Annotated in this window: 22 protein-coding genes and 1 pseudogene; 9 read left to right on the top strand and 14 right to left on the bottom strand. The window is 67.2% G+C overall.

Annotated features, from left to right (window positions below):
* Window positions 1–8 precede the first annotated feature (8 nt).
* A complete protein-coding gene (locus G6N54_RS01575; protein ID WP_163788300.1) occupies window positions 9–314 on the top strand; it encodes a DUF2563 family protein in 306 nt (101 codons plus the stop codon).
* On the opposite strand, the gene G6N54_RS01570 is transcribed toward G6N54_RS01575, so the two are convergent.
* On the bottom strand, window positions 311–1,438 hold the full coding sequence (locus tag G6N54_RS01570) for a M24 family metallopeptidase (protein ID WP_163788299.1): 1,128 nt from the start codon (window positions 1,436–1,438) through the stop codon (window positions 311–313). The two genes, G6N54_RS01575 and G6N54_RS01570, sit on opposite strands and share 4 nt — an antisense overlap.
* 35 nt (window positions 1,439–1,473) lie before the next feature.
* Here G6N54_RS01570 and G6N54_RS01565 point away from each other — a divergent pair, with 35 nt between their 5' ends.
* On the top strand, window positions 1,474–2,430 hold the full coding sequence (locus G6N54_RS01565; RefSeq protein ID WP_163788298.1) for a 5'-3' exonuclease: 957 nt from the start codon (window positions 1,474–1,476) through the stop codon (window positions 2,428–2,430).
* A gap of 1 nt (window position 2,431) precedes the next feature.
* Here the strand turns inward: G6N54_RS01565 and G6N54_RS01560 are convergent, their stop codons facing one another.
* From G6N54_RS01560 to dop, 11 genes are all read right to left on the bottom strand, one after another.
* Window positions 2,432–3,208, bottom strand: a complete 777-nt coding sequence (locus tag G6N54_RS01560; RefSeq protein ID WP_163788297.1) for a DUF4333 domain-containing protein — start codon at window positions 3,206–3,208, stop codon at window positions 2,432–2,434.
* Between the two features lie 55 nt (window positions 3,209–3,263).
* The gene (locus G6N54_RS01555; protein ID WP_163794406.1) at window positions 3,264–6,020 is read right to left on the bottom strand and encodes a DEAD/DEAH box helicase; all 2,757 of its coding nucleotides are present in this window, start codon (window positions 6,018–6,020) and stop codon (window positions 3,264–3,266) included.
* A 24-nt stretch (window positions 6,021–6,044) separates the two neighbouring features.
* Entirely contained in the window at window positions 6,045–7,013 is a 969-nt protein-coding gene (gene tatC, locus G6N54_RS01550; RefSeq protein ID WP_372513274.1) for a twin-arginine translocase subunit TatC, read from the bottom strand.
* A gap of 55 nt (window positions 7,014–7,068) precedes the next feature.
* Window positions 7,069–7,335 carry a Sec-independent protein translocase subunit TatA gene (gene tatA / locus G6N54_RS01545; RefSeq protein WP_163788296.1) on the bottom strand — a complete coding sequence of 89 codons (267 nt, stop codon included), beginning with the start codon at window positions 7,333–7,335 and terminating at the stop codon, window positions 7,069–7,071.
* Between the two features lie 72 nt (window positions 7,336–7,407).
* Window positions 7,408–8,373, bottom strand: a complete 966-nt coding sequence (locus G6N54_RS01540) for a helix-turn-helix transcriptional regulator (RefSeq protein WP_163788295.1) — start codon at window positions 8,371–8,373, stop codon at window positions 7,408–7,410.
* Complete coding sequence (locus tag G6N54_RS01535) at window positions 8,370–9,377, bottom strand: helix-turn-helix transcriptional regulator (RefSeq protein WP_163788294.1); 1,008 nt, start codon at window positions 9,375–9,377, stop codon at window positions 8,370–8,372. Before G6N54_RS01535 ends, G6N54_RS01540 begins: the two co-directional genes overlap by 4 nt.
* 99 nt (window positions 9,378–9,476) lie before the next feature.
* Entirely contained in the window at window positions 9,477–10,835 is a 1,359-nt protein-coding gene (gene pafA, locus G6N54_RS01530) for a Pup--protein ligase (protein WP_179969144.1), read from the bottom strand.
* A 56-nt stretch (window positions 10,836–10,891) separates the two neighbouring features.
* Window positions 10,892–11,659, bottom strand: coding sequence for a proteasome subunit alpha (gene prcA, locus G6N54_RS01525; RefSeq protein WP_163788293.1), 768 nt, complete (start codon window positions 11,657–11,659; stop codon window positions 10,892–10,894).
* Window positions 11,656–12,537 carry a proteasome subunit beta gene (gene prcB, locus G6N54_RS01520; RefSeq protein WP_163788292.1) on the bottom strand — a complete coding sequence of 294 codons (882 nt, stop codon included), beginning with the start codon at window positions 12,535–12,537 and terminating at the stop codon, window positions 11,656–11,658. The genes prcA and prcB overlap by 4 nt, the downstream gene beginning before the upstream one ends.
* On the bottom strand, window positions 12,534–12,728 hold the full coding sequence (locus G6N54_RS01515) for a ubiquitin-like protein Pup (RefSeq protein WP_085220395.1): 195 nt from the start codon (window positions 12,726–12,728) through the stop codon (window positions 12,534–12,536). The genes prcB and G6N54_RS01515 overlap by 4 nt, the downstream gene beginning before the upstream one ends.
* Window positions 12,729–12,830: 102 nt before the next feature.
* Window positions 12,831–14,339, bottom strand: a complete 1,509-nt coding sequence (gene dop, locus G6N54_RS01510) for a pup deamidase/depupylase (RefSeq protein WP_163788291.1) — start codon at window positions 14,337–14,339, stop codon at window positions 12,831–12,833.
* Between the two features lie 470 nt (window positions 14,340–14,809).
* Here dop and G6N54_RS01505 point away from each other — a divergent pair, with 470 nt between their 5' ends.
* The 4 genes and pseudogenes from G6N54_RS01505 to G6N54_RS01490 all read left to right on the top strand — a co-directional run bounded on the left by G6N54_RS01505 (window position 14,810) and on the right by G6N54_RS01490 (window position 18,601).
* A complete protein-coding gene (locus G6N54_RS01505; RefSeq protein ID WP_163788290.1) occupies window positions 14,810–15,427 on the top strand; it encodes a mycothiol-dependent nitroreductase Rv2466c family protein in 618 nt (205 codons plus the stop codon).
* 202 nt (window positions 15,428–15,629) lie between these two features.
* A pseudogene (locus G6N54_RS01500) lies at window positions 15,630–16,809 on the top strand (NAD(P)/FAD-dependent oxidoreductase).
* 21 nt (window positions 16,810–16,830) lie between these two features.
* Window positions 16,831–17,991, top strand: a complete 1,161-nt coding sequence (locus tag G6N54_RS01495; RefSeq protein WP_163788289.1) for a hypothetical protein — start codon at window positions 16,831–16,833, stop codon at window positions 17,989–17,991.
* A gap of 4 nt (window positions 17,992–17,995) precedes the next feature.
* Window positions 17,996–18,601, top strand: a complete 606-nt coding sequence (locus tag G6N54_RS01490; RefSeq protein WP_163788288.1) for a hypothetical protein — start codon at window positions 17,996–17,998, stop codon at window positions 18,599–18,601.
* A gap of 11 nt (window positions 18,602–18,612) precedes the next feature.
* Here G6N54_RS01490 and arc read toward each other — a convergent pair whose 3' ends face one another.
* A complete protein-coding gene (arc, locus tag G6N54_RS01485) occupies window positions 18,613–20,442 on the bottom strand; it encodes a proteasome ATPase (protein ID WP_163788287.1) in 1,830 nt (609 codons plus the stop codon).
* Between the two features lie 322 nt (window positions 20,443–20,764).
* Here arc and G6N54_RS01480 point away from each other — a divergent pair, with 322 nt between their 5' ends.
* The gene (locus tag G6N54_RS01480) at window positions 20,765–21,454 is read left to right on the top strand and encodes a hypothetical protein (protein WP_163788286.1); all 690 of its coding nucleotides are present in this window, start codon (window positions 20,765–20,767) and stop codon (window positions 21,452–21,454) included.
* Window positions 21,454–21,765 (top strand): DUF503 domain-containing protein, encoded by a 312-nt coding sequence (locus G6N54_RS01475; RefSeq protein ID WP_163788285.1) that lies wholly within the window; start codon window positions 21,454–21,456, stop codon window positions 21,763–21,765. Before G6N54_RS01480 ends, G6N54_RS01475 begins: the two co-directional genes overlap by 1 nt.
* On the opposite strand, the gene trmI is transcribed toward G6N54_RS01475, so the two are convergent.
* On the bottom strand, window positions 21,762–22,604 hold the full coding sequence (gene trmI, locus G6N54_RS01470; protein WP_163788284.1) for a tRNA (adenine(58)-N(1))-methyltransferase TrmI: 843 nt from the start codon (window positions 22,602–22,604) through the stop codon (window positions 21,762–21,764). The genes G6N54_RS01475 and trmI overlap by 4 nt on opposite strands.
* A 73-nt stretch (window positions 22,605–22,677) precedes the next feature.
* Here trmI and G6N54_RS01465 point away from each other — a divergent pair, with 73 nt between their 5' ends.
* A complete protein-coding gene (locus tag G6N54_RS01465) occupies window positions 22,678–23,559 on the top strand; it encodes a RecB family exonuclease (protein ID WP_163788283.1) in 882 nt (293 codons plus the stop codon).
* Window positions 23,560–23,562: the final 3 nt, after the last annotated feature.

The following is a 23,562-nucleotide window of genomic DNA, read 5'->3' as shown; positions in this document are numbered from 1 at the left end:
TGGGGGCCATGTACGTCGACACGGGATTACTGCACTCGGGGGGAAGCCAGTCTCACCGGGCCGGCGGGCACGCTCAAGACGCGGCTGATCGCCTGTCGCGGGGGCCGTTAATGTCGGGAATGTTCGGCAACTTCGTCGCGGCGGAGGAATTTCACGAAGCGGTCAGCGCAGCCCACGGCAAGCACGTGAAAAACCTTCAGGCCCACGGGCAAACGGTGGCCGATGTCGGCGGCAAGGCATACCAGGCCGCCGCGACCTTCACCGACATGGAGGCGCACAACTCCGCGGACCTGCGGGCGGTGCGACCTTCCTAAGAGACCGGCACCACGACAAGCTCGTGCGGTCGGTTGTTCATGGGCAGCGCGCCGTCCTCGGTCACGACGACGATGTCTTCGATGCGCGCACCCCAGCGACCCGGAAAGTAGATGCCCGGTTCGACCGAAAAGGCCATTCCCGCGGTCAACGGCAGATCATTGCCACTGACGATGTACGGCTCCTCATGCACCGAGAGCCCGATACCGTGGCCGGTGCGGTGCACGAAATACTCCGCCAGCCCGGCCTCGGCCAGCACATCGCGCGCGGCCGCGTCGACCTGCTCGGCAGTCACCCCCGGACGAACCGCCTCGAGCGCCGCCTGCTGGGCCTGTTGCAGCAGCGAATACTGTTGTGCCACCTCAGAAGAAGGCTCGCCCAGGCTGTAGGTGCGCGTCGAATCGGAATGATATCCGGGCTCGTAGGCTCCCCCGATGTCGACGACGACGATGTCGCCGGCCTGCAGTTCGCGGTCCGAATAGCTGTGGTGCGGGTCGGCGCCATGCGGGCCGGAGCCCACGATGATGAACGAGACATCCGAATGACCTTCGGCGACAATGGCTTCGGCGATATCGGCGGCAACGTCGGCCTCGGTACGACCCGGGATCAAAAACTCCGGCACCCGCGCATGCACCCGGTCGATGGCCGAACCGGCCTTGCGCAGCGCGTCGATCTCGCACTCCTCCTTGACCATCCGCAGCATGCGCAGGATATCGGTGGCCAATACCGGTGACACGCCCAGCACTCCGGCCAGCGGCAACAGGTGCAGCGCCGGCATCGAATCGGTGACGGCCGTCGCCACCGGACCACCACCCAACGCCGCGAGGACTAACTGGTAAGGGTCGTCGCCGTCGACCCAATCGCGCACTGCCAAGCCCAATTCCGCAATGGCGGACCCCTTCAGCGAAGCCAACTCCAGCCGCGGCACCACGATAGTCGGTTCACCGGTCGCCGGCACCACTAGCGCGGTCAACCGCTCGAACGTCTGCGCACGCGACCCGCTGAGATAACGCAGGTCGTATCCCGGGGTGATCACCAGGCCATCGAGTCCGGCCTCAGCGGTCGCCGTAGCAGCCGCTGCCAGGCGACGGGCGTAGACCTCGGCGTCGAATCGGTGAGAGTCCATGGCAGCCAGGCTAACCGCGCTGGCAGGATAGCCGCATGCCTGCACCTGTGTTGTTGCTCGACGGCGCCAGCATGTGGTTCCGGTCGTATTTCGGGGTGCCATCGTCCATCACCGCCCCGGACGGCCGGCCCGTCAACGCCGTCCGCGGCTTCATCGACTCGATGGCAACGGTCATCACCCAGCAGCGACCGAAAAGGCTCGCGGTCTGCCTCGACCTGGACTGGCGCCCGCAGTTCCGGGTTGACCTGATTCCGTCGTACAAGGCGCATCGGGTGGCCGAGCCCGAACCCGAAGGCACCCCCGGCGTCGAGGAAGTGCCCGACGACCTGTCGCCGCAGGTCGACATGATCATGGCGCTCCTAGACGCGTTCGGGATTTCGACGGCCGGTTCGGAGGGTTTCGAGGCCGACGACGTGCTGGGCACACTGGCCGCCCAGGAACGCGACGACCCGGTCGTCGTGGTCAGCGGAGACCGCGACCTGTTGCAGGTGGTGACCGACGATCCGGTCCCGGTCCGGGTGCTCTACCTGGGCCGCGGCCTGGCGAAGGCCACCCTATTCGGCCCGCCGGAAGTGGCCGAGCAGTACGGAGTGCCGGTCGACCGGGCCGGCCCCGCCTACGCCGAACTCGCGCTGCTGCGCGGCGACCCGTCCGACGGCCTGCCGGGTGTACCGGGCGTCGGCGAGAAGACGGCCGCTACCCTGCTGGCCCAACACGGCTCGCTGGAGCAGATTCTGGTCGCCGCGCACGACCCGAAATCCACGATCTCCAAGGGTTTGCGGGCCAAACTGCTGGGCGCGACCGACTACATCGAGGCCGCCGGTCAGGTGGTGCGGGTGGCCACCGACGCGCCCATCACGCTGTCGACGCCCACCGACGAGCTACCGCTGGTCGCTGCCGATCCGCAGCGCACCGCAGCGCTCGCAACGGAGTTAGGCGTCGGATCCTCGATCGCCCGCCTGCAGAAAGCACTCGACTCGCTGCCGCAGTGAATTACTGCGGCCGGCCGACCTCGTAGGTGCCCTTGTCGTCCTGGAAGGTCACGGTCACCTTCTTCGGCGCACCGTCGATCCTCACGGCGCAGTCGAAGGTGGCGCCCTTCTGCACGGTCGGGTCGGCGCCGTTGTTGCACTTGACGTTCTGGACGTTCTTGGCGCCGTAGCCGTTGGTTTCATCGGTCAGGACCTGCTGCACACCGGTCTGCGCCTTGTTGACGTCCAGCTTGGTCGTGACGAAAAAGCCGGGCTCCCAGAAACCGAGCACCAGCACGACCGCGATCAGCAGAAAGGCGATCGCCCCGCCCACGCCGAGGAGCAGCCCCGTCGACCGCTTCTTCTGCGGCTGACCCGGGTACTGCTGCGGATACTGGGCGGGCTGACCGTATTGGCCGGGCTGACCGTATTGCCCCGGCTGGCCGTACTGGCCGGGCTGCTGACCGTATTGGCCGGGCTGCGCGTACTGGCCGGGCTGCTGGCCATATTGCCCCGGCTGGCCGTACTGGCCGTACTGCTGCTCGGGTTGCCCGTATCCCGGCTGCGGTTGCTGGGAGTACGGCGGCTGGTAGGCGTGCTCAGTCGGCTGCTGGTACTGCGGGTAGTCGGCGGGCGGCGTGTACGCCGGCGCCTGCCAGGTGCCTTCCTGGGTGGGCGGTTGCTGCTGTTGCCAGGGCGAGCCCACCTGACCCACCTGAGTCGGTTCCTGGGAGCGATCGCCACCCTCGCCGGGCGGCTGCCACTGCTGGCCCGGGTCCGATCCCTGCGGTCCGCTCATCATCTCTCCTCAATCGCCTTGTGTCCTGGCCCTGTAACGGTAGCCCGGAGCCAGCCTACCCGGCATCAACTGCGACGACGCCGCGCCGAACATCGTTGATAGCGCGCTTTGCCGTCGCCCGCACCTCAGCATCCGGCGCGGCGTTGCGAACCTGGTCCAACAGGTCGAGCACCTGACGGCACCACCGTACGAAATCCCCTGCCAACAATGGCGAACCGCTGCCGCTCGCGTCGGCCGCGGCCAGCGAGGCGGCCAGGTCACCGGTCCGGGCCCAGCGGTAGACCACCGTGACAAACCCGTCATCGGGTTCGCGGCTAGGCGCGATTCGATGTGTTTGCTCGTCGGCGCGCAGCGCGAACGACAACTTCGCTGTCTGCTGCAAAGCCTGCCGCAATCGCGGCGTGGGCGCCTCGGCGGCGAACGGAGCGCTGGGACCGTCACCGCCACGAGTTTCGTAGAGCACCGACGAGACGACGGCGGCCAACTCGGCCGGCTTCAAGTCCGCCCACGCGCCGGTGCGCAGGCACTCGGCGACCAGCAGGTCGCTCTCGCTGTAGATCCGGGCCAGCAGCCGGCCGTCGTCGGTGACCCGCGGATCACCCGCGGCGCCTTGGATGAACCCGCGCTCGGTCAGCAGCCCGACGATCCGGTCGAACGTGCGAGCCAGCGAGTTGGTGGCGGCGGCGACCTTCTTTTCCAGCTGCGCGTTGTCGCGCTCGATGCGCAGGAATCGCTCGGCCTCGCGGACCTGCGCCTCGACGCCGGGGCTGTTGTGCGCCGGATGGCGGCGCAGCTCCTCCCGCAACGACGTCAGCTCCGGGTCGTGGAAGCCGCCGTCGGGATCCGCGACGCGGCGGCGCGACGGCACGTCCAGCGGGGCGGCGGCCGAGCGCAACGCCGACGCCAGATCGCGCCGCACCCGCGGCTGACGGTGTTCGACCCGCTTGGGCAGCGGCATCGACCCGAGCGGCGCCGAAGCACCCGAGTAGTCGGCCGACGAAATCCGCCCCGCCCAACGGTGTTCGGTCAGCACCAGCGGCCGGGGGTCGTCCCCGTCGCGCGCCGATTCCAGCACCACCGCCAGGCCGCTGTGCCGTCCGTTGGTGATCGTGATGATGTCGCCGCGGCGCAGCCCGGCCAGCGCGTCGTTGGCGGCCTGGCGCCGGTGCAGCCGCGACGCCCGGGACTGCGCGCGTTCCATCTCGGTGATCCGCGCGCGCATCCGGGCGTATTCCAGGATCGGTGCGTCGCGCCCACCGAGTTCGGCCGCGATCTCGTCCTGCATCCGCTTGCCGCGGTCGATGCCTTTCACCAACCCGACGACGGACCGGTCGGCCTGGTACTGCGCGAACGACTGCTCCAGCAGCTGATGCGCCTGCTCCGGGCCCATGTGCTGCACCAGGTTGATCGTCATGTTGTACGACGGCGCGAACGAGCTCTTCAGCGGGAACGTCCGGGTGGACGCCAGCCCGGCCACCGCGGACGGCTCGGAGGTCTCCTCGGCGGGGTGCCAGAGCACCACCGCGTGGCCCTCGACGTCGATGCCGCGCCGGCCGGCCCGCCCGGTGAGCTGGGTGTACTCCCCCGGCGTCAGCGGTACATGCGCCTCGCCGTTGAACTTGACCAGCCGTTCGAGCACCACCGTGCGGGCGGGCATATTGATGCCCAGCGCCAGGGTCTCGGTGGCGAACACCGCCTTGACCAGCCCCGCGGTGAACAGCTCCTCGACCGTGTGCCGGAAGGCCGGCAACATCCCGGCGTGGTGGGCGGCCAAACCGCGCAGCAGCCCCTCCCGCCACTCGTAATAGCCGAGCACCGCGAGGTCGCCTTCGGCGAGGTCGCCGCACCGGTGCTCGATCACCTCGGCAATCTGGGCACGTTCCTCCTCGTTGGTGAGCCGCAGCGGTGAGCGCAGGCATTGCTGCACCGCGGCGTCGCAGCCGGCCCGAGAGAACACGAACGTGATCGCCGGCAACAGCCCTTCGGAGTCCAACGTCGCGATCACGTCGGGCCGCGCGGGCGGCCGGTAGAAGCGCGGCCGCTCCGGCCTGCCCCGTCCCGACTGCCGGCGCGGGCCACGCCAGTCGCCCATCCGGTCCGCCTCGCGGCGGTGCGCAATATGGCGCAGCAGTTCGGGATTCACCCGGAGTTGACGATCGGCGGCCGGTTTCTCGTGCTCGTAATCGAACAGGTCCAGCAGCCGCCGGCCGACCAGAACGTGTTGCCACAGCGGCACCGGCCGGTGCTCGTCAACCACCACCGTCGTGTCGCCGCGCACGGTCTGGATCCAGCCGCCGAACTCCTCGGCGTTGCTCACCGTCGCCGACAGGCTCACCAGGCGCACCTCTTCGGGCAGATGCAGGATCACCTCCTCCCACACCGGACCCCGCATCCGGTCGGCAAGGAAATGCACCTCGTCCATCACCACGTGGGAAAGTCCTTGCAGCGCAGCGGAATCGGCGTAGAGCATATTGCGCAGCACTTCGGTCGTCATCACCACCACCGGCGCATCCGCGTTTAGCGACACGTCGCCGGTCAACAGCCCGATCCGGTCGCGGCCGTAGCGCGCCGTCAGGTCGGTGTGCTTCTGGTTGCTCAGCGCCTTGATCGGGGTGGTGTAGAAGCACTTACCGCCCGCGGCCAGCGCCAGATGGACGGCGAACTCGCCGACCACTGTCTTGCCGGCACCCGTTGGGGCACAAACCAATACGCCGTGACCGCGTTCGAGCGCCGCGCAGGCCCGGGTTTGGAAATCGTCGAGCGCGAACGGCAGTTCCGCCGCGAACCTAGGCAGCTCGGTCAGCTCGGTCACGCCGCCCTCAGGTGCCGCAGACATCTACGTGACGTCGTCGTGTTGCCCGGCACTGACCGACGGCTCGGGCAGCGGCTCGGATATGGGCCCGGGCGGCTCGATGACCGACGCTTCGTCGTCGGGGATCGCGCTTTGGGCTTCGCGCTTGGCCTTTCGCTTGTCGTGGACGCGGGCGATCTGAATGGCCAGCTCCTGCAACACCGACAGCGCAACCCCCAGCGCGGTCATCGAAAACGGGTCGGAGCCGGGCGTGAACACCGCCGCGAACACGAACATCCCGAAGATCAGGCCGCGCCGCCACGCCTTGAGCTTTTCGTAAGGCAGCACACCAGCCATGTTGAGCATCACGATCAGCAGCGGGAATTCGAAGCTGAATCCGAACACCAGCAGCAGATTGATCAGGAAACCGAAATAGCGGTCGCCGGACAGCGCCGTCACCTGAACATCGCTGCCGACGGTCAGCAGGAAGCCCAGCGCCTGGGAGAGCACGAAGTAGGCCAGCACGGCGCCGCCGACGAACAGCAGCGCGGCGGGGATCACAAACCCGATCGCGAAGCGGCGTTCCTTTTGATACAACCCTGGTGTGATGAACGCCCACAGCTCGTAAAACCACACCGGGCACGCCATTACGATCCCGGCCGTCATCCCGACCTTGAGCCGCAGCATGAATTGGTCGAACGGCGCGGTGGCCAGCAGCCGGCACTGCCCGTCGGCGCTGATGTCCGCGCGCGCCGACTGCGGCAGCGAGCAATAGGGGTGGCGTAGCCACTCGCCCAGGCTTTCGGCCCCGAAGATCGGATGCGAATACCAGATAAATCCGAAAATCGTGGTGACCAGGATGGCGGCCAGCGAGATCAGCAGCCGGGTGCGTAGTTCGGTCAGATGGTCGACCAGCGACATCGTCGCGTCGGGATTGGTCCGACTGCGCCTATTGCGCGGGTTGAGATGCTTCAGGAGCGCAGCAGTGCGCGCTGGAGTCTTGAATGCTTTCACGACGCTCGGTCAGTGGCGCTCGGGCACCGTTTTGGTCAACGAGGCCGATGCCCCGCTAAGCGGGGCGCGCTTCGGTGTGGCCCTGCTCGGACGCCGTCGACGGGTCGACGCGTTGCGACTGCACGGGCTGAGGGGCCGGCGCCGGGGTTTCGATGGAAGGCGCGTCGGACTTGTTCTCCGTCTGCATTTCGCGCAGCTCGGACTTGAAGATTCGCATCGACTTGCCCAGCGAACGCGCTGCATCCGGGAGCTTCTTGGCACCGAACAGCAGGATCACGACGACCGCGAGGATCGCCCAGTGCCACGGACTGAGACTGCCCACTTTCATTACCTCCAGACGTCCACCCGATGCTACCGCAGCGCGGCCTGGTGCCGGCGTGTCCGCGCCGTGGGGTCAGGACGTCACTGCCTGGTAAGACTCCAAGGCCGCCGCCGCGGCACCCCGTACACGCTGCGCAAGTGACTGTGGTTCGACCACCCGCACGTCCGGCCCGAAACCCAGCACCAGGCGTGTCATCCAGTCCTCGGAGGCATACGTCATGACCGCCTCACAGGATCCATCGGGCAACTCGCGCACGTCACGCATCGGGTAGTACTCGAACATCCACGACGCTGACGGCGCCACCCGCAGCCTGGCCGACGGCAGCGACGGGTCGCCGTCGAACAGCGACGTGTCCGGCGGCGACTGCAGTACCGGCTGCGGTGGCGCCGCCGGTTCGCCCAGCTCGGTGGCCTCGACGATCCGGTCGAATCGGAACAGCCGCACGCCCTCGGCTTCGCGCGACCACGCCTCCAGATAGCTGTGTCCGCCGATCAGCAACACCCGGATCGGATCGACGATCCGGCTGGTCAGGGTGTCGTGCGAGGCCGAGTAGTAGTCGATGGCCAGCGCGTGTTTGTACTGCACGGCCGTTCGAACGGCGGCCGCGGCCCGGTTCTCGATCGGCGCCGGCTCGTCGATCGCCGAGGTCGTGACATGGTGCCCGGCGGCCCCGGCCGCGGCGGCAATCTTGGCGATGGCGCTGCGGGCCGCCTCCGGATCGACCACACCCGGGATGTCGGCCAGCGCCCGCAGCGCGACCAGCAGACCGGTGGCCTCCGGCGAGGTGAGCTTGAGCGGGCGATCGATGCCCGCCGAGAAGGTCACCTCGATGGTGTCGCCGGAGAACTCGAAGTCGATGAGATCACCCGGGAAGTAGCCGGGAAGCCCGCACATCCACAGCTGGTTGAGGTCCTCCTCCAGCTGCTTGGCCGACACCCCCAGCTTCGCGGCGGCCTCGGCGCGGGTGATCCGCGGGTTGGCCTGGAAATACGGCACCATGTTGAGCAGCCGCACCAGGCGCGTGGACACGGGAGTCACGCATCCACCTCCGCGTGGGCGCGCAGCCGGGCCAGGACGTCGTCGCGCAGCGGTCGCGGCTCGAGTACGACGGCGTCGACCCCGTATCCGGCGATTTCGCGGGCCAGCCGGTCGCTGGAGCTGATCTCGAGCTCGATCACCTCGCCGTCGCGGCCGGCCAATTGCCGGGCACCGGTGGACCGTCCGGCCCGGCGCAACGCGGTGGCCCGCCCGTCGGCGACCCACACCAGGGCCTGCGTGCCGGTCGGGGTCCCTGAAACGTCCGTGACGGTCTGCGCGACGATCTTGCGCAGGTCGACGCCCTCGGGGACGGTGACCGCTCCGGTGGGGCCGATCGGCTCGACGTCGACGCCGATCCGGGAGAGCCGGAAGGTGCGGGTGGCGTCGCGGTCACGGTCGTGGCCGACGAGATACCAGCGGCCCTTCTCGGTGACCACGCCCCACGGCTCGACGGTGCGCGTGGTGTACGGCTCGGCGCGCGACGGTCGGTGCGGGAACTGCACGGCCTGTCGAGAATCGATGGCGGACAACAGGATTCCGAGCACGTCCTCGGATCCGCGCAGTCCCGGCACGCCCTCCGGCGAGGCGATCGCCACCGGGGTCCCGTCGTCGAAGGGGTCGGCGTCGACGCCGGCGGCGCGCAGCTTGAGCAGCGCGCCCTGGGTCGCGGTGATCAGTTCGGGTGATTCCCAGAGCTGGGTGGCGACGGCGACCGCGGCCGCCTCATCCGGCGTCAGTTCGACCGGGGGCAACGAGTAGGCGTCGCGGTTGATGCGGTAGCCCTCGGCGGGGTCCAACGCCGAGACGCGGCCGACCTCGAGCGGGATGCCGAGGTCGCGCAGCTCGTTCTTGTCGCGCTCGAACATCCGGGAAAAGGCCTCGAGGCTTGGGCTTTCCGAATAGCCGGCCACGCTGGACCGGATCTTTTCCGCGGTGATGTAGCCACGAGTGGACAGCAGGGCGATGACGAGATTGACCAACCGTTCGACTTTCGAGGTCGCCATTTGCTCCAGGTTAGATGGCCCGCACCCGGCGCGCGCACCGACTCGCCAACGCCACACAGGTCACAGGAGTCTCGTGATAGCGCAGCTGAGACAGGACGGTCACATGCTGGCGATGAGGCGCTTCACCCGCTCGTCGACCGCCCGGAACGGGTCCTTGCACAGCACGGTGCGCTGCGCCTGGTCGTTGAGCTTGAGGTGGACCCAGTCGACGGTGAAGTCGCGGCCCGCCGCCTGGGCGGCGCTGATGAATTCGCCACGCAGCCGCGCACGAGTCGTCTGGGGCGGGTTGTCGACCGCCTCGGCGATCTCCTCATCGGTTGTCGCCCGCGCCGCCAGGCCCTTGCGTTGCAGCAGGTCGAACACGCCGCGACCACGCTTGATGTCGTGGTACGCCAGATCCAGCTGGGCGATCTTGGGGTCGGACAGCTCCATGTTGTAGCGGTCCTGATACCGCTGGAACAGCTTGCGCTTGATCACCCAGTCGATCTCGGTGTCGACCTTGGCGAAGTCCTGGCTTTCCGCGGCGTCGAGCTGGCGGCCCCACAGGTCGACGACCTGCTCGATCTGCGCGTTGGGTTCGCGGGTCTGCAGGTGCTCGACGGCGCGGCTGTAGTACTCGCGCTGGATGTCCAGCGCGCTGGCCTGACGGCCCCCGGCCAGGCGCACCGGGCGGCGGCCGGTGACGTCGTGGCTGACCTCGCGGATCGCGCGGATCGGATTGTCCAGTGAGAAGTCGCGGAACGGCACACCTGACTCGATCATCTCCAGCACCAGCGCGGCGGTGCCGACCTTGAGCATCGTGGTGGTCTCGCACATGTTGGAGTCGCCGACGATGACGTGCAGCCGCCGGTACTTCTCGGCGTCGGCGTGCGGCTCGTCGCGGGTGTTGATGATCGGGCGGCTGCGAGTGGTGGCCGACGACACGCCTTCCCAGATGTGCTCGGCGCGCTGCGAGAGGCAGAACGTCGCGGCCTTGGGGGTTTGCAGCACCTTGCCCGCGCCGCAAATCAGCTGGCGGGTGACCAGGAACGGCAGCAGCACATCGGAGATCCGGGAGAACTCGCCGGCCCGCACGATCAGGTAGTTCTCGTGGCAGCCATAGGAGTTACCCGCCGAGTCGGTGTTGTTCTTGAACAGGTAGATGTCGCCGCCGATGCCCTCGTCGGCGAGCCGCTGCTCGGCGTCTATCAGCAGGTCTTCCAGCACCCATTCCCCGGCGCGGTCGTGGGTGACCAGCTGCACCAGGCTGTCGCACTCGGCGGTGGCGTACTCGGGGTGGCTGCCCACATCGAGGTACAGCCGAGCACCGTTGCGGAGGAACACGTTGGAGCTGCGGCCCCACGACACCACCCGGCGGAACAGGTAGCGGGCTACCTCGTCCGGGGATAGACGGCGATGACCGTGGAACGTGCAGGTGACACCGAACTCGGTCTCGATGCCCATGATTCGTCGCTGCACAACATCGAGGGTACTTGTTGTGTCAGGGCGACGGTCAGCAAGCCGCGCCCGCGGGTTCAATTCGAAGATTCGCCCTCGGAATCCGACGGCTCAGAATCGGATTTCGAGCCCTTCGAATCCACTTCCTGCACGAGGTTTTCCAGGGTGGTCCGGCCGATGCGCCGGAACGCGCGCCGGGGCCGGTTGGCGTCCAGAATGGCGACCTCGAGGCTAGCCACATCCAACCTAGGCTCGTCGACGCCGTTGGAGCTGCCCGCCCGCAGCGCCTCCAACGCGATGCCCAAAGCGTCGTGTAGGTCGGCGTTTTCGGCGTAGGACTCCTTGAGCGCGGTCGTGATCGGCTCGGTGGTGCCGCCCATCACGACGAAGTGTGGCTCGTCGGCGATGGAACCGTCGTAGGTGATCCGGTACAACTCAGGCGGTTTGGTCTCGCCGTAGTGCGCGACCTCGGCGACGCACAATTCCACCTCGTAGGGCTTGGCCTGCTCGGTGAAGATGGTGCCCAGCGTCTGCGCGTAGACGTTCGCCAGCTGCCGGCCGGTGACGTCACGGCGGTCGTAGGCGTAGCCGCGGGTGTCGGCGAACTGGATGCCGCCGCGCCGCAGGTTGTCGAACTCGTTGAACTTGCCCGCGGCCGCGAAGCCCACCCGGTCGTAGAGTTCGCTGATCTTCTGCAGGGACCGCGACGGGTTCTCCGCGACGAACAGCACGCCGGCGCTGTAGGCCAGCGCCACCACGCTGCGGCCCCGGGCGATGCCCTTGCGCGCGAGCTCGCTGCGTTCACGCATCGCCTGCTCGGGCGAGATGAAATACGGAAAGCTCACTTCTCACCGCCGTCCGGGCCGAAAGTGTCCGCACGCGAGCGGCTTTGGATGACCTCGCGGGCCAGCGCCGCGATGCGGCTCTCGGTCACTTCGGCCGCACCTTCGGCGCCGATCGTGACCGCCGTCGGGAAGATGCCGCGGACCAGATCCGGCCCGCCGGTCGCGGAATCGTCGTCGGCGGCGTCGTACAACGCCTCGACGGCCACCCGCAGCGCGGACTCGGCGTCGGAGACTTGGGAATACAGCTTCTTGATCGAGGACTTCGCGAAGATCGATCCCGACCCCACCGACTGGTAACCCTCTTCCTCGATGTTCCAGCCGCCCGCAGCGTCGAACGAGACTATGCGCCCGGCGCTTTCCGGGTCGGCCGCGTGGATGTCGTAACCCGCCAGCAGCGGCAGGGCGACCAACCCCCGCATCGCGGCGGCCAGGTTGCCGCGCACCATGATCGCGAGCCGGTTCACCTTTCCGGCGAATGTAAGCGGAACGCCTTCCAGCTTCTCGTAGTGCTCGAGCTCGACGGCGTAGAGGCGGGCGAATTCGACGGCGATGGCGGCGGTGCCGGCGATGCCGGTCGCGGTGTAATCGTCGGTGATGTAGACCTTCTTGACGTCGCGGCCGGCGATCATGTTGCCCTGCGTCGAACGGCGGTCACCGGCGATCAGGACGCCACCGGGGTACTTCAGGGCCACGATCGTGGTGCCGTGCGGCAGATGCGCGGCCTCGCCACCGGATTGGCCACCGCCGCCACCCAGCACAGCCGGGAGCAATTCGGGCGCCTCACGGCGCAACAGGTCGGCGAAAGACGACGTATTTACAGCAGAAAATCCGGGAAGTGCCGAGTTAGTGGACAGGCGATCGGGAAAAGGCCAGGTCACTGTCCGCCCTTTTGGACGTACGCGCGGACGAAGTCCTCGGCGTTTTCCTCCAGGACGTCGTCAATCTCGTCGAGCAGATCGTCGGTTTCCTCGGTCAGTTTCTCGCGACGTTCTTGGCCAGCTGCGGTAGTGCCGACGACATCATCTTCGTCGCCGCCGCCACCGCCACGCTTGGTCTGCTCCTGCGCCATCGCCGCCTCCTGCTTTGTCTGGGCTTGCTCACTGGCCGCTTAAGCCGCCCGTTGGTATCTCTACCCTACCGGTCAACGCTCTTCTTCTTCGGGTAACGAGGCTCAGCTCGTCAGTTGTTCAACCAGTTCGACGGCGCTGTCCACGGAGTCCAGCAGCGCTCCTACGTGCGCTTTGCTGCCCCGCAGTGGCTCCAGCGTCGGGATCCGCACCAGCGAATCACCACCGAGATCGAAAATGACCGAGTCCCAACTGGCCGCGGCGATGTCGGCTCCGAACCGGCGCAGGCATTCGCCCCGGAAGTACGCGCGGGTGTCGGTCGGCGGGTTGTCCACCGCCTCCAGCACCTGGTGTTCGCTGACCAGACGCTTCATCGAGCCGCGCGCGACCAGCCGGTTGTACAGGCCCTTGTCCAGCCGGACATCGGAATACTGCAGGTCCACCAGGTGCAGTCGCGGAGCCGACCAGCTCAGGTTCTCCCGCTGCCGGAAACCCTCGAGCAGGCGCAGCTTCGCCGGCCAGTCCAGCAGCTCCGCGCATTCCATCGGGTCACGCTCGAGCAGATCCAGGACGTGCGCCCAGGTTTCGACGACGTGTGCAGCCCGCGGGTCGGGGTCGCGGCCGTCGACCAGTTTGGCCACCCGATCGAGGTAGATCCGTTGCAGCGCAAGCGCGGTCAGCTCCCGGCCGTCCGCCATGGCCACGGCCACCCGCAGCGACGGATCCCGGCTGATCGCGTGGACCGCGTGCACCGGCCGGGCCAACGCGAGATCGCTGAGGTCGATGCCGTGCTGCGGACCTTCTTCGATCAGGTCCAGGACCAGGGCCGTGGTGCCCAGCTTCAGGTAGGTCGACGTCTCGGCGAGGTTGGCGTCGCCGATGATCACGTGCAGCCGGCGATACCGGTCGGCGTCCGCGTGCGGTTCGTCGCGGGTGTTGATGATGCCGCGCTTGAGCGTGGTCTCCAGCCCGACCTCGACCTCGATGTAGTCGGAGCGCTGGGAGAGCTGGAAGCCGGGCTCGTCACCCGAGGGACCGATGCCGACGCGGCCGGAGCCGGTGACGACCTGCCGGGACACGAAAAACGGCGTCAGGCCGGCGATGATCGACGAAAACGGCGTCTGCCGCGACATCAGGTAGTTCTCGTGCGATCCGTACGAGGCGCCCTTGCCGTCGACATTGTTCTTGTAGAGCTGCAGCTTGGCGGCGCCGGGCACGCTGGCGACGTGGCGCGCGGCGGCCTCCATCACCCGCTCCCCGGCCTTGTCCCAGATCACCGCGTCCAGCGGGTCGGTGCACTCGGGCGCGGAGTACTCGGGGTGCGCGTGGTCGACGTACAGCCGCGCCCCGTTGGTCAGGATCATGTTTGCCGCGCCGACCTCGTCGGCGTCGACCACCGGCGGCGGCCCAGCCGAGCGGCTCAGGTCGAAGCCGCGGGCGTCGCGCAGCGGCGACTCCACCTCGTAATCCCAACGGGTGCGCTTGGCGCGCTGAATGCCGGCGGCGGCCGCGTAGGCCAAAACCGCCTGAGTCGAAGTAAGGATCGGGTTGGCGGTCGGATCGGACGGCGACGAAATGCCGTACTCGACCTCCGTCCCGATAATCCGTTGCATGCGTCAAGCGTAGGCCGGGTGAGGAACCGTGCCCGCGCTGGGGGAACCGCCGATCGTGGAACACGCACGCCGCCACAAGTCACCGCACATGGATTCGGCACCGCCGCGGGGATTACCAAGACCGAGATTGCCTGTAGCCCTGACAACAGGACCCGGCACCCTGCTTGCGGCCGATGGCCGGCGGCGGCCGCACCCGACTTCGCCCCTCGACGGACATACAGCGATGCCGCGCCGGCACCCGGACCTCCTGGCGGCGATCTCCGCTGACCGCGTGAAAGATGATGCGAATTGCTACTTTTCGTCACAATGGCGGCTTAGATTCCCTACCCGGCGAAAACCGACGTTGCCGATCCCGGCGCCGACATATACGGTAGGGGGTATGGTACTCAGAGATATGTGCCAGGACAAACATCGAGATGGCGTTATCGCCATCGGCAGCGCGGCCGGCCCGATTTGTGTTGCGGCAGCCGATGACTGACGCGGGGCCCGTTGAGCGCGCCCAAAGCACGGTTACTCTGTGGCTGGACCCGGTGTGTCCTTTCTCGTGGAACACCGCACGCTGGCTGAAAGCCGCCGCCGAGATGGCCGGCTTGGCCATCGACTGGCAACTGATGAATCTGGCGATCCTCAACGAGGGACGCGAGCTGGCACCGCCACAGCAAGCCCGCATGAACGACTCACAACGGGTCGGCCGGCTGATGGCGGCTCTGCGTGATGAGCTGGGCCAGGGCGCGATGGCCACGGCGTATTTCGCCTTTGGCGACGAATACTTCGATCGATCACGTGCCCTGGACGACGAAATTGTGGAACACGTTCTGCGGGCGGTCGGGGCCCGGCGTACCACCGCAGCCGCGATCTACGACACCAGCCTCGACGCGGTGGTCTCACGCTGCCACCAAGCGAGCCAAGAGGCGCTTGGCGAAACGGGCGGCAGTCCGCTGATCACCGTCGACGGTCACACGGCTTTCGGGCCGGTCCTTACTGCTGTTCCCGTCGCAGATCGGACGCTGGCGGTGTTCGAGGCAGTCAAGTCCCTCTTGCTCACACCACAGTTCAGCGAGCTCCATCGGCCCCGCGTCCACGCTTAACCCGAGCCGAGACCACGTCCATGTGCTACGCCGTGCGTTGCTCCGCTTGCGGAAAGACGACCTGGGCCGGTTGCGGGCTGCACATCGAAGCGGTCAAACGCCGGGTGCCGGCGGGCCGCTGGTGTGACGGTCACGCGGATGACAGCACCGCCGGCGCGCATAAGCGCACACCGGCAACAGATCCAATCGAAAGGCAGAACAGATGACGAAGAAGCTGGTCATCCTCGGCGCGGGTATCGGAGGTCTCAGCGTCCTCAAGGAACTCGCCGAATCGAAGGTGCCACTTGACGATCCCGACATCACGATGGTTGACGAAGACTTTTCCCATTTTCTGGGCTTCACCTTGCCCTGGGTCATGCTCGGCTGGCGCGATCAAGCAAGCGTGGCGATCACGCCCGGTTCCAACGCGCTGGCCGGAGTCCGCCGCGTCCAGAGCGCGGTCCACGGCATCGATCCGACGTCCCGCACCGTCACCCTCGTGAACGGCACCGACGTCGCGTTTGATGCGTTGGTGATCGCAACCGGCGCGCGCAATGCAATCGACAACATTCCCAGCCTGCGCGGCACTGTCGACAACGGCGCTGCTGTGCACTTCTACAGTGCCGACGCCGCGGCGCAAGCGCACCAAGCGCTGCGCGCGTTCACCGGCGGCAGGCTGGTGGTGCTGGTGACTTCGCAGCCCTACCGTTGCCCGGTCGCCCCTTACGAAGGAGCACTGTTGGCCGCCGACCTCCTCCGCGACAATTGGGTCGCGCGGCGCCACCGAAATCGCCATCTACACGCCAGAAAAGCATCCGATGCCTTCGGCGGGCCCCCACGCGGGACCTGAACTCGTCGCGCTGCTCCACGAGCAAGCCATTGAATTCTTCGGCGAGCACGCCGTGGTTCGCATCGACGCCGATCGCCGCCAGATCCACTTCCGCAACGGCGCCGCGACGAGTTTCGATCTGCGCGTCTTCGTGCCACCACACGAACCCGCGTTGACACTGGACGGCCCGGGTTGGATCAACGTCGATCCGGCCACGATGCAAACTCGACACCCGGGCATTTTTGCGATCGGCGACACCACGGCAGTCATCTCGCCGTCAGATCGCCCGCTACCGAAGGCGGCGATATTCGCGAAAAACGGCGCAAAGAGCGCCGCTGCCAATGTCCTGCACTATTTGGGAAAGACGGCCACCGGCACTCCCCTGTCGGGGCAGGGGTATTGCTACATCGATACCGGGCGCGGCACATCGGCTCAAGGCAAAGGTGACTTTTTCACACTGCCCCATCCCGCTATCCACCTGAGCGAGCCGTCTGAGGCGTTGCACCACGAAAAGCGCGGCGAGGAGCGCGAGTGGCGGACGATCTGGGAAGACGGCGCAGCGCATAGGGCCTGAGCGCCACTAGGGTGACGCGGTGTGGGTCTAACTCAGCGCCGCACGCCGGACGGCCGGAAGGCGGCAGCGGCCGAACGGTGGTTCCTGGAGCGCGGACTGCCGTCGGTGCTGACCCGGCGGGGCCGGTGGCGACGGCTCTCGCCGCGGTGCGCTCCGATGCTGGCCGCGTGGGCGGTGGTCGAAGCGTGCCTGCTGGGCGTCTATTTCATCAGCGACGGCAACGAGGTGTTCATCAACGGGACGCCGACCACCCGTCAGTGGGCGATCCTGGCGTTGCTGGCGCTCGCTGTCCCGTTGGCCGCGCTGGCCGGCTGGCTGGTGTCCCGGATATCCAGCAGGGGCACCCGCGCGGCCGTCGCGACCGCGGCGCTGGCCCTCGCGGTCGGCTGCGGGGTCATCGAGTCCGGCCCGGTCCAGTTGACCCGGGATGCGGTCATTCTGGGCGTGGTGCTGTTGCTGACCGGTAGCGGCGTCGGGTCGGTGCTCGCCTGGGCGGTGCGGATGACGCTCGAGCATCTCTCGACGGTCGGCACGCTGGCGATCCGGGCCCTGCCGATCGTGCTGCTGACCGCGTTGGTGTTCTTCAACACCTATGTGTGGCTGATGGCCGCGAACATCAACGGGGAGCGGCTGACGTTGGCCATCGTCTTTCTGATGGGGATCGCGGGAGCGTTCGTCATCTCCAAGACCGTGGAACGGGTGCGGCCGCTGCTGAAGTCGACGGCCTCGCTGCCCGAGGGCAGCCAGAGCCTCGTCGACACACCGTTCGCCACCATGGGTGACCCGGCGTCCGGCTCACCGCTGAAGCGGGCGGAGCGCCTCAATGTGGTCTTCCTGCTCGCGACCTCGCAGCTCATCGAGATCCTGGTGGTGGCCTCCGTCGGCGCCACCATGTATCTCATCCTGGGCGTCATCATCCTGACGCCACCGCTGCTCAAGGAGTGGACGCACAACCAGAACATGACCGCGACCGTGTTCGGCATGACGTTTCCCGCGCCGGATTCGCTAATCCACATGTGCCTGTTCCTCGGCGCGCTGACGTTCATGTACATCAGCGCCCGGGCGGTCGACGACGACGAGTACCGCGGGATGTTCCTGGACCCGCTGATCGACGACCTGCATACCGCGCTCGCGGCACGCAACCGCTATCTCGGCAACGTCGCAACGATAGAAAGCGAGTAAACCAGTGTCCGATCTATCCGGAAAGCGTTACGGCGAAGTACTTCTCGTCGAGGTCGGCGAGGCCGGCCCGCTGGCGACCGTCTACAACAGCTTCCCGCTGAACGACTGTCCGGCCGAGCTGTGGTCCAAGCTCGACCCCCAAGCGATCGCCGCCGAACACGGCGCCGCGGCGGCGTTGCTGAACGGCCCGCGGTACTGGCTGATGAACGCGATCGAAAAGCAAGCCGACGGTCCGCAGCAGCGGTTGACGTTCGGCGGGATCGAGATGATCAAGCAAGCCACCGTGGCGCTGTCGTCGATGAACCCGGCGCCGTACACCGTCAACGAAGTGACCCGCAATACGGTGTTCGTCTTCAACGCCGGCGAGGAAATCTACGAACTCATCGATCCCGACGGCAAGCGCTGGGTGATGCAGACCTGGAGCCAGGTCGCCGATCCCAATCTGTCGCGGGCCGAGCTGGCCGGGCTGGCCGACCGGCTCAAGCTGCCCGAGGGGTGGCGCTATCAACCGCGCGTGCTCACCGACACGTTGCGGGTGGACACGACAGATCGTCCCGCGCGCGTGACGCAGGACGACCTGACGAACACTTACTCGTTCGAATTCGACTGAGCCGCTGGGCCTTAGAGGTACTGACCCAGATTCGACTCGGTGTCGATGGCCCGCGAGGCGCTCGACGACTTGCCGGTGACCAGGGTGCGGATGTACACGATCCGCTCGCCCTTCTTGCCCGAGATCCGCGCCCAGTCGTCGGGGTTGGTGGTGTTGGGCAGGTCCTCGTTCTCGGCGAACTCGTCGACGATCGAGTCGAGCAGGTGCTGGATGCGCAGACCGGGTTGCCCGGTCTCGAGCACCGACTTGATCGCGTTCTTCTTCGCCCGGTCGACGACGTTCTGGATCATGGCGCCGGAGTTGAAGTCCTTGAAGTACATGACTTCCTTGTCACCGTTGGCGTAGGTGACCTCCAGGAACCGGTTGTCGTCGATCTCGGCGTACATCCGCTCGACGACCTTTTCGATCATCGCCCCGACGCAGGCTCCACGGTCGCCGTCGAACTCGGACAGGTCGTCGGCGTGCACCGGCAGGGTCTCGACCAAGTACTTCGAGAAGATGTCTTGTGCCGCTTCGGCATCCGGCCGCTCGATCTTGATCTTCACGTCCAAACGGCCGGGCCGCAGGATCGCGGGGTCGATCATGTCCTCACGGTTGGAGGCACCGATCACGATGACGTTCTCCAGACCCTCGACACCGTCGATCTCGCTCAGCAGCTGCGGGACGACCGTGGTCTCGACGTCGGACGAGACGCCGGTGCCACGAGTGCGGAAGATCGAGTCCATCTCGTCGAAGAACACGATCACCGGGGTGCCCTCGGACGCCTTCTCGCGGGCCCGCTGGAAGATCAGCCGGATGTGACGCTCGGTCTCACCGACGAACTTGTTCAGCAGCTCGGGGCCCTTGATGTTCAAGAAGTACGACTTGGCCTCGCGGGCGTCGTCGCCACGGACCTCGGCCATCTTCTTGGCCAGCGAATTCGCGACTGCCTTGGCAATCAACGTCTTTCCGCAGCCGGGCGGGCCGTAGAGCAGCACTCCCTTGGGCGGGCGCAGCGCGTACTCCCGGTACAGCTCCTTGTGCAGGAACGGCAGCTCCACGGCGTCGCGGATCTGCTCGATCTGACGGGTCAGGCCACCGATGTCCTGGTAGCTGACGTCGGGCACCTCTTCGAGTACGAGGTCCTCGACCTCGGCCTTGGGAATGCGCTCGAACGCGTAGCCGGCTTTGGTGTCGACCAGCAGAGAATCGCCAGGCCGCAACTTGCGCGGCCTGGTGTCATCGTTGAGTGCGTCGGGGTGCCCCTCGGGCAGATCCTCCGCCACCAGTGGGTCGGCGAGCCAGACGATCCGTTCCTCGTCGGCGTGGCCCACGACCAATGCGCGGTGCCCGTCGTTGAGCACCTCGCGCAGTGTCGAGATCTCGCCGACGGATTCGAACGTCCCCGCCTCGACAACGGTCAAGGCTTCGTTGAGCCGGACCGTCTGTCCCTTGCGCAGCGACGACACGTCGATGTTGGGCGAGCATGTCAATCGCATCTTGCGACCCGAGGTGAACACGTCGACCGTTTCGTCCTCATGGGACGAGAGCAGGACGCCGTATCCGCTCGGCGGCTGACCGAGTCGGTCGACCTCCTCGCGCAGCGCGAGCAACTGCTGCCGGGCCTCTTTAAGAGTTTCCATTAATTTGGAATTGCGAGCGGCAAGCGAGTCTATGCGCGCCTCGAGTTGATGGACATCGCGCGCGGAGCGCGTGCTGCCCGCCGACCCGGCGGTTTGCTCGAGTTGATCGCGCAGCGCCGCTGCCTCGCGACGTAACTGTTCCAGCTCTGCGGCATCGCTGCTGGACATGCCGGTTTCGTGATTGATCCCGAATGCTTCAGAACGCTCTGACTCACCCATGTTGCGCTCCTTTCCCGCCCCGAATTGACGCGGTGGATCCTTACAACGCTACCGGCGATTGGCCATTCATGCGTGAAACCAAAAGCCATCAAAAGTTGCGTGTTTGCTCCCGCTGGTAACCTCGGCGTCGATTTGGGACCACCGAGAGGACACCCCTTGACCGCAAAACGCCTCACCACAGGCCTTGCCGTGGTCGCGGTCATCAACGCAATGTTTCCAACTGTGACTTGCATTGCACCAGTTGGCCTGACCGCGGCTGCCACCGCCCTCCCAGAATCAGGCCTCGAATCAAACGGCGCCGAATAGTCCGGCTGGTTCGAGGATGCAGCGACACCTGTCCATAGCACTGAGCACCGCCACCGCCGTGGCGGCCCTCGGACTCGCGGCGTGCTCGCATAGCCAACCCAAGGTGCTCCCGTCGACGAGTTCGCCGGCGATCGCGCCGACGTCGAGCCCGTTGCTCGTCGCGGCTCCCCCGACCGCACCCCTGCCCGTGCCCGAGGCTCTGGTCGAGGTGTTGAACCGGCTCGTCGACCCGAACGTCCCGGGCGTCAACAAGGTGAACCTCGTCGAAGGCGCGACGCCGGAGAGCGCGGCCAACCTGGACAAGTTCGTCAACGCGCTGCGCGACAACGGCTACCTGCCGATGACCTTCGCGGCGAACAACGTCGCGTGGTCGGACAAGAACCCGGCCAACGTGGTGGCCACCGTCGGCGTCAAGACCCCCAAGGGGCCCGCCGGCGCGTTCACCTTCCCGATGGAGTTCGCGCCTTTCCAGGGCGGTTGGCAGCTTTCCCGGCGAACAGCGGAAATGCTGTTGGCGCTGGGCAACTCGCCGGTCCAGGCACCGCCGCCCAGCCCGACGCTTCCGCTGCCCCCGCCGCCGGAACCCGTCCAGCCACCTCCACCTCCACCTCCGGCACCGCCACCTCCGCCACCGCCGACACCGCCACCGTCGGCGGCGCCGCCACCCGCGCCCGCTCCCGAGTCCACGCAAGCCCCGCCCGGCTGATGTGGATCGCCTGGCTCGAATTCGACGTGTTGCTGGACCCAGAGCTCGGGGTGCGATCGCTCAAGCAGAAACGCTCGGTGATCCGTCCCGTCCTCGCCGAGTTGCGCCGCAAGTTCAGCGTGTCAGCCGCCGAAACCGGTTCGCAGGATCTGCATCGACGAGCGGGCATCGGGGTGGCCGTGGTGTCCGGTGGCCGTGGCCATGCGGTCGATGTGCTGGACGCGGCCGAACGTCTGGTCGCCGCGCATCCGGAATTCGAGCTGCTGTCGGTGCGACGCTCGCTGGTGCGCAGCGAGGACAGCGAGGACTAACCGTCCCGACCCGGGCGCTTGCGGCCCAACGGCATCGGGGCCACCGTGCCCGGCGCGAGCCGGCGCGATACCACCAGGAACGCGGTGTGCCCGCGCATCGTGTGCTGGGGGCGGACCGCCAGGCCGACGACATGCCAACCGCGCTGCATCGTCTCCCAGGCACGCGGTTCGGTCCAGCATTCTTGGGCCCGCACCGCCTCCACCACCTTCGAGAGCTGGGTCACCGTGGCTACGTAGATCACCAGCACCCCGCCGGCGACGACGAGCCGCGACACCGCGTCGAGCACCTCCCACGGCGAGAGCATGTCCAGCACGACCCGGTCGAACGAACCGTCGGGCAGCTCGGAGTCGACGACGTCGCCGATGATCAACTCCCAGTTGGCGGGCGCCCCCTCGTAAAAGACGTCCACGTTGCGCCGCGCATGTTCGGCGTGATCCGCGCGCACCTCGTAGGAAACGACGCGGCCGTCGGGGCCCACCGCGCGCAACAGCGAACACGTCAGCGCCCCGGATCCGGCGCCCGCCTCCAGCACGCGGGCACCGGGGAAGATGTCGCCCTCGTGCACGATCTGAGCGGCGTCCTTCGGATAGATGACCTGCGGGCCGCGCGGCATCGACATGATGTAGTCGACCAGCAACGGGCGCAGCACCAGATAGGGGTTGCCGTTGCTGGATTTGACCACGCTGCCCTGCTCGAGCCCGATGATCGTGTCGTGCGGGATCGCGCCGCGGTGGGTGTGGAACTCCGCACCTTCGGTGAGCTCCACCGTGTAATGACGGCCCTTGGCGTCGGTCAGCTGAACGCGCTCGCCGACGGCGAATGGACCGGTGTTGGACACGCCGTTCAGGGTGCCAGCCGACTCGCCGTTGCCGATGCTCGGGGTTGTCGGGGCTGCGTCCTAGGCTGCGAATATGACCGACCAGCCAGCAGACGCGGCTTCCAGACCGGCTTCGAGACCGGCACTGTCGCCGTCGCGGGCTGCGGATTTCAAGCAGTGCCCGCTGCTTTACCGGTTCCGGGCGATCGACCGGCTGCCCGAGCCGCCGTCGACGGCGCAGATCCGCGGGTCGGTGGTGCACGCCGCGCTCGAGCAGCTCTACGGCCTGCCCGCGACGTCACGGGACCCGGATACCGCGATGTTGCTGGTGGAGCCCGCGTGGGAGCAGGTGATGGCCGCCGAGCCCGACCGGTTCGGCGAACTCGACGCCGTGCTGCGGGCCCAGGTGCTCGACGAAGCGCGCGCCCTGCTGTCCGGTTACTACCGTCTGGAAGACCCGACCCGATTCGACCCGCAATGCTGCGAGCACCGGGTAGAGGTGGAACTCGCCGACGGCACGCTGCTGCGCGGGTTCATCGACCGGATCGACATCGCCGCCACCGGCGAGCTGCGGGTCGTCGACTACAAGACCGGCAAGGCACCGCCGGAAGCGCGCGCGCTGGCCGAATTCAAGGCGATGTTCCAGATGAAGTTCTATGCGGTGGCGCTGCTGCGCACTCGCGGCGTGCCGCCCACCCGGCTGCGCCTGATCTACCTCGCCGACGGGCAGGTGCTGGACTACTCGCCCGAGCTCGACGAGCTGCTGCGCTTCGAGAAGACTCTGATGGCGATCTGGCGCACCATCCAATCCGCCAGTGCGACAGGTGATTTCCGCCCCCACCAATCGCGGTTGTGCGACTGGTGTCCGCACCACGAGTACTGCCCGGTGTTCGGCGGCACTCCGCCGCCCTATCCGGGTTGGCCGGATAACGTTTGGGCACAAGCCATTTCGCGATCGAACGAACCGGCGGCCTGATCG

The sequence above is a fragment of the Mycobacterium stomatepiae genome, from assembly GCF_010731715.1.
GTDB classification, from domain to species: Bacteria; Actinomycetota; Actinomycetes; order Mycobacteriales; family Mycobacteriaceae; genus Mycobacterium; species Mycobacterium stomatepiae.
This window is presented reverse-complemented; position numbering and strand designations above follow the sequence as displayed.

Coding starts and splice junctions, on each gene's coding strand:
- G6N54_RS01575 (WP_163788300.1), top strand. CDS start 9: ATGTACGTCGACACGGGATTACTGCACTCGGGGGGAAGCCAGTCTCAC.
- G6N54_RS01570 (WP_163788299.1), bottom strand. CDS start 1,438: ATGGACTCTCACCGATTCGACGCCGAGGTCTACGCCCGTCGCCTGGCA.
- G6N54_RS01565 (WP_163788298.1), top strand. CDS start 1,474: ATGCCTGCACCTGTGTTGTTGCTCGACGGCGCCAGCATGTGGTTCCGG.
- G6N54_RS01560 (WP_163788297.1), bottom strand. CDS start 3,208: ATGAGCGGACCGCAGGGATCGGACCCGGGCCAGCAGTGGCAGCCGCCC.
- G6N54_RS01535 (WP_163788294.1), bottom strand. CDS start 9,377: ATGGCGACCTCGAAAGTCGAACGGTTGGTCAATCTCGTCATCGCCCTG.
- G6N54_RS01515 (WP_085220395.1), bottom strand. CDS start 12,728: ATGGCGCAGGAGCAGACCAAGCGTGGCGGTGGCGGCGGCGACGAAGAT.
- dop (WP_163788291.1), bottom strand. CDS start 14,339: ATGCAACGGATTATCGGGACGGAGGTCGAGTACGGCATTTCGTCGCCG.
- G6N54_RS01505 (WP_163788290.1), top strand. CDS start 14,810: ATGACTGACGCGGGGCCCGTTGAGCGCGCCCAAAGCACGGTTACTCTG.
- arc (WP_163788287.1), bottom strand. CDS start 20,442: ATGGGTGAGTCAGAGCGTTCTGAAGCATTCGGGATCAATCACGAAACC.
- G6N54_RS01480 (WP_163788286.1), top strand. CDS start 20,765: ATGCAGCGACACCTGTCCATAGCACTGAGCACCGCCACCGCCGTGGCG.
- G6N54_RS01475 (WP_163788285.1), top strand. CDS start 21,454: ATGTGGATCGCCTGGCTCGAATTCGACGTGTTGCTGGACCCAGAGCTC.
- G6N54_RS01465 (WP_163788283.1), top strand. CDS start 22,678: ATGACCGACCAGCCAGCAGACGCGGCTTCCAGACCGGCTTCGAGACCG.